This window comes from Acidobacteriota bacterium, assembly GCA_012729555.1.
Taxonomy (GTDB): Bacteria; Acidobacteriota; UBA6911; order UBA6911; family UBA6911; genus UBA6911.
Window position 1 is genome coordinate 1 of sequence record JAAYCX010000049.1, and the last position, 5,416, is coordinate 5,416.

A 5,416-nucleotide genomic window follows, 5' to 3' on the forward strand; every position below is an offset into this window, starting at 1 on the left:
CTTTGCCTGCGGCTTCCTTCAGATCCCACCTCGCGGTGGGCACCCTTGCCGTTCGGCTAACAGTTCCCCTGACCGGGTCTGTAGAGGACTTTCACCTCCTAGGAGTGCGCCCTGCCGGGCGCACAAATCAAAAACGGCCCGCCGGATTGTCCCGGGGGCCGCTTTTTTCTTCCGATGCATTGCGAAGAAACGAAGACACCGCCCTCAGGGGTCGGTCTTGAAATAGCCTCGGTAATAAAAACGATAATAACGGACGGCCATGCCCTTCATCCCTTCCGCGCATATAGTAGCAGAAACCGCCGGAGTCCGGAGGATAATATTCCGCCTGTTTTTCCCATCGGCCGGGCCGACGGGAACGGCCACAACTATTTTCGGAACGCGCCCGGATCGGGTATGATGGCGGCGCCAAATTTCGCAACGGGGGAACTGTGCTGATACGTCAATTTGAAGTGGGCGATTTCAACATCTTCAGCTACCTGGTGGGGGACGAGGAAGCGCGGGAAGGGCTCTTCATCGACCCGTCCGATGACTGTGACCGGCTTCTCGCGGAGGCCGAGTCCCACGGCCTGGCCATCAGGTACATCGTCAACACCCACCACCATATCGACCACACGATGGGGAACCGGGAGATGGCGCGCCGGACGGGGGCGAAGATCGTGATTCACGAAGCCGACGCCCCGGGGCTGCTCGACACCCCCCAGGACATGCTCCAGATGTTCCGGGCGGAAGCCTCGCCGCCCGCGGACCTGCTGGTCAGGGACGGCGACCTGGTCCGGGTGGGGAGCGTGGCCCTCAGGGTGATCCACACCCCGGGACACACCCCCGGCTGCATCTGCCTCTACACCGAGGGGGTGCTCTTCACCGGGGACACCCTCTTCGTGGGGTCGACCGGGAGGACCGATTTCCCGGGCGGGTCCTGGGAGGCGCTCGAGCGGTCGATCCGGGAGAAGATCTACACGCTCCCCGACGACACGGCCATCCTGCCCGGGCACAACTACGCCGGGCGCCCCACCTCCACCGTGGGGGAGGAAAAGCGTACCAACGCCGTCATCCGCGCCTGAACCTCGCGCGCCCCCCTACCCGCCGTATACGCGGCGCATGAGGTCGGCGAACTCGTGGAAATGGAGCGACTGCGGTCCGTCGCTCATGGCGTGGTCCGGGTCCGGGTGCGTTTCGACGATGAGCCCGTGGGGCCCGACCGCCCGGGCGGCCAGCGCGAGCGGGACCACCAGGTCGCGCCGGCCGGCCGCGTGCGAGGGGTCCACCAGGATCGGCAGGTGCGTCATGCGCCTGAGGATCGGGATCGACCCGAGGTCCAGGGTGTTGCGCGTGGCGGTCTCGAAGGTCCGGATGCCGCGTTCGCACAGGATCACCCGGTGGTTCCCGCCGGCCATGATGTACTCGGCGGCGTTGAGGAATTCATCCAGGGTCGACATCATCCCGCGCTTGAGGAGCACCGGCCGGTTCGACCTCCCCGCCTCGGCCAGGAGGCTGAAGTTCTGCATGTTGCGCGCGCCGATCTGCAGGATGTCGGCGAGGCGCGCCACCGGCTCCACGTCCGACGGCGACAGCACTTCCGTCACCACCGGCAGGTCGTACCGGCGCCCCGCCTCGGCCAGCATCTCGAGCCCCTCGAATCCCAGCCCCTGGAAGCTGTAGGGGGAGGTGCGCGGCTTGAAGCACCCGCCCCGGAGCAGCTGCCCCCCGCACTCCTTCACGAAGCGGGCGCATTGGAAAATCTGCTCCCGCGACTCCACGGCACACGGGCCGGCGATGACGACGAACCCCTCCCCCCCGATCCGGGCCCCGCCCACCGCGATGACCGTGTCTTCCGGCCTGGCGTCCCGGCTCACGAGCCGGAGCCCGCTTTTGGCCTTCTTCTCCGGGACCGGCTCCGCCTTCTCCCCCTCCTCCGTCGGCCCGCCGACGGCCAGGGCCTCGATCCTCGGCGAGGTGCGCGGGCGCTGCTGCATGGGGTAGGACCCGAGCAGCTTCATCGACGTGGTGGCCGACTGCAGCTTCTCGAGCGCCCCGGCCACCCGCTCCTCGGCCGCGTTCCCCTCGAAGTCCATGTAGAAGAGGTACTGGAAAGGCATCCCGGGGATGGGCCGGCTCTCCAGCTTCAGGAGGTTGATCCGGTGCTGGTGCAGGATGCTGAGCGCCTTCAGCAGCGCCCCTTCCTCGTGCGGGGTGGCCATGATGAGGGAGGTCTTGCAGGGGATGCGCAGGTCCACGTCCGCCGGTTTCCGGGCCAGGACCAGGAAGCGGGTGAAGTTGTTGGGCTGGTCCTCGATGTTGCGCTGCAGAACCCTCAGCCCGTGGATCCGGCCCGCCTCCTCTCCGGCGATGGCCGCGACGGCGGGATCCTTTTCCTCCCGGACCTTCCTGACCGCCATGGCCGCGTCGGGCCAGGGCATCGCCTGGCAGTCGGGAAGCCGGGAGACGAACTTCACGCATTCGGCCAGGGCCTGCGGGTGCGAATAGATCCGGCGGATGCCGGCGAGCGGCGCGTCCTCGAGGCCCAGGAGGCAATGCTCGATCCGCAGCACCTCCTCCCCCACGATGGAGAGCTGCGAGACCGACAGGAGGTCGTACACCTCGTTGATGCTCCCCGCCGCGGTGTTCTCGACCGGCACGATGCCGTAGTCGGCGTCCCCTTCCTCCACGGCGTCGATCACCTGCCGCAGTCCGGGGGCCCCGGCGAACAGGGTCCGGTCGAGGTACGGGGCGAAGTGCTTGCGCGCCGCCAGCTCGCTGTAGGCCCCCTCGATCCCCTGGAACGCCACCCGTTTCAGGTCCGATTTCGAGTAATCGAGCAGGTGCAGCTGCTGCGACCGGACCGAATCGTCGATGATCTCCTGGAAGACCCGGGTGACCAGGTGCGCGTCGAGCCCCCGGGCTCGCCCCTTGGCGATGAGGTCGGACAGCATCTCCTCCTCGCGCGCCGCGTCGCGGATCGGCGCCCCGCTGGTCTCCTTGGCCTCGATGACGCGCCGCGACAGCTTCCTCCGGGAGGCGAGCGCCTCGAGAATCGCCTCGTCCTCCCGGTTGATTTCACTCCGGATCTTCTCCAGTTCGTCCATGCCCCCCCCGTCTGCTCCTTTTTTCATTGTCGCACAGCCGGGGGCGCTCTGAAACAGCGGGTTTTACCGGACCGGAGGCGCCGGCGTCAGAACCGGTACGACAGGCTCAGGAACCAGTTTCTCCCCGGTTCGTACACCCGGGCCCCGGACCGGAAGGGGTCCCGCTGATAGGAAAGATAATCCACATACTGCCGGCCGAAGAGGTTGTTCAGCCCCAGGCGGAGGGACGCCCCCCGGTAGTTCACCCCGCCCTTGAGGTTGGCGATCCCGTATCCCGGGGTGGGAGCCTCCCCGAGGAGGGTGTCCACATTGCGCTGGGCGCCCGAAAAGACTGCTTCCACCTCGGCGAACACCCGGCCGGTGTCGTACCGCATCGTCGTCCGTGACCGGACCGGGGGGATTTCCGCGAGGTTCGGGGTCAGGATCCCCCGCTCCGGGGACGTGGTGCGGGTGCCGCGGACGAAGGAGACGTCGCTGGAAAAGAAGAAGCGTGTCGACAGGAGGTAAGACACGAGAATATCCCCGCCGTAGATCCGCGCATCCGCGTTCTGGTAGGTGCGCGCGTTGCCGTTCATCACCCCCGCGACCATGTTCACCTTCGCCTGCGGGATCACGGTGACGTAGTCCGCGATCCGGTTGAGGTACAGGTTCGATTCCACCAGCAGGCCCTCGCGCCTGAAGGAGACCCCCCCGTCGAGACCCGTGTTCCGGCTCGGCTTGAGCCCGGGGTTCCCCACCCAGTCGGTCCCCATCCTCTTGAGCCCGAAGTAGCGTTCCCGGGCGTCGGGGACCCGGACCGTGTGGCCGATCCCGCCGGTGAACTGAATCCCCAGGGAGGTCGTCACGCTGAGGCGGACATTGCCCGAAGGATAGTTGTTGGTTTTGGAGGTCAGCCGGGTGGAGTGGTAGGCGTAATGGAGGTCGCTGTTGGCCCGGGCGCCGTCCGCGGCGGTGGTCACGGTGTCCAGGCGGCCGCCGAAACTGAGCCGGACCCGGTCCGACAGGGAACGGGCATATTCGGAATAGAGCCCGAAGCTGTCCGTCCCGACGTCCGGAATCGAGTACTGGGGTGTGTAGCCGGCCCCGGCGAGGCTGGTCGCGGCGTTCCATTCGCGGTGGTACGCCTCGACCCCCACCTTGACGCTGCGGAGCATGGTCTCGATCTTGCCGCCGAGCGCCTGGGTGCCGGCCAGGGTTCCCATCGAATACTCCCGCGGCCGGCTGAGGGACGATGCGCGGTACTCGTCCGTCATCCAATGGTCGACCCTGGAGAAATAGGCCTGGATCCGCACCGACCGGACCAGACCCGCAAGACCGGTCACCTGGTACCCCGCGTTGAGCCGATTGGTGTCGTCGTACACGGCGTCCATCAGGAGGTAGGGGTACAGGACGTGGTCGGCCTGCTGGTGGGAATAGGAAAACTGCGCCAGGTGGCCGGCGAAGGGGCTGAAGGAGACGTTGCCCCAGATCGTCCCGACCCGGAAGGCGTCGCTGTCCAGGGATTCCGGGCGGAAATTCAGCCCTTCGGTGAACCGCTTCCCGGAGCCGTCGGTGTAGGCGTCCGACCGGCGGTAGGAATAGCCGCCCAGGATGGAAAAGGGGGCGCGGCTGAAGGACAGGGTCGCGGAGGGGTTGATGTAGCCGTAGGAGCCGGTGGAAAGGGTCCCCGTGCCGTGCAGCCCGGGTTCGGCCTTCTTGGTCACGATGTTCACCACCCCGCCGAGGCTCCCCTGGTTGTTGATGTCGAACGGCCCCTTGGCGACCTCGATCCGGTCCACCTCGGCGAAATCGACATGGAAGGGGGCGGGGTCCATGTGGTTGGGGCAGGCGCCGTAGACCCGCTGCCCGTCGATCAGGACGTTCAGGTCCTTGCTCTGGAACCCCCGCAGGACCACGTCGCTCGCGATCCCCCCCTTGCGCAGACTGTGGATCCCGGTCGCCTCGGCGAGCGCCTCGCCCACGTCCCGGGCGGAACTCTCCCGGGTCCGGGCGCCCTCGACGCTGTCCCTGGGGCTGAAGCCCGTGACCGTGATGATATCGCTGATGGTGGCCACACGCATCCTCATGTCGACCACCCGGTGGACCCCGGCCGATACGGAAAGGCCGGTGAGGGTGTAAGGCTCGAAACCCGACAGCAGCGCCATCAGGGTGTAATCGCCGGTCCGCAGATCGGACAGGCGGTACATCCCGCTCGAATTGCTGACCGCCCGGACCGACTCTTCCGATCCCTCCAGGCGGGCCGAGACCGTTGCACCCGGCAGACGGGCCCCGTCCGGCCCCGTGATGATGCCCAGCACCGCCGCGGGACTCTCCCCGGCGACGCCCGGGGCGGC

At 67.3% G+C, this 5,416-nt stretch carries 3 protein-coding genes; 1 reads left to right on the forward strand and 2 read right to left on the reverse strand.

Annotated elements, in window-relative coordinates; all coding sequences use genetic code 11:
* Positions 1-428: 428 nt before the first annotated feature.
* Positions 429-1,061 carry an MBL fold metallo-hydrolase gene (locus GXY47_09895; protein ID NLV31455.1) on the forward strand — a complete coding sequence of 211 codons (633 nt, stop codon included), beginning with the start codon at positions 429-431 and terminating at the stop codon, positions 1,059-1,061.
* Between the two features lie 15 nt (positions 1,062-1,076).
* Here the strand turns inward: GXY47_09895 and GXY47_09900 are convergent, their stop codons facing one another.
* Complete coding sequence (locus tag GXY47_09900) at positions 1,077-3,083, reverse strand: bifunctional 3-deoxy-7-phosphoheptulonate synthase/chorismate mutase (protein NLV31456.1); 2,007 nt, start codon at positions 3,081-3,083, stop codon at positions 1,077-1,079.
* Positions 3,084-3,169: 86 nt separating this feature from the next.
* The coding region (locus tag GXY47_09905; GenBank protein NLV31457.1) for a TonB-dependent receptor at positions 3,170-5,416 on the reverse strand (2,247 nt) is incomplete at its 5' end.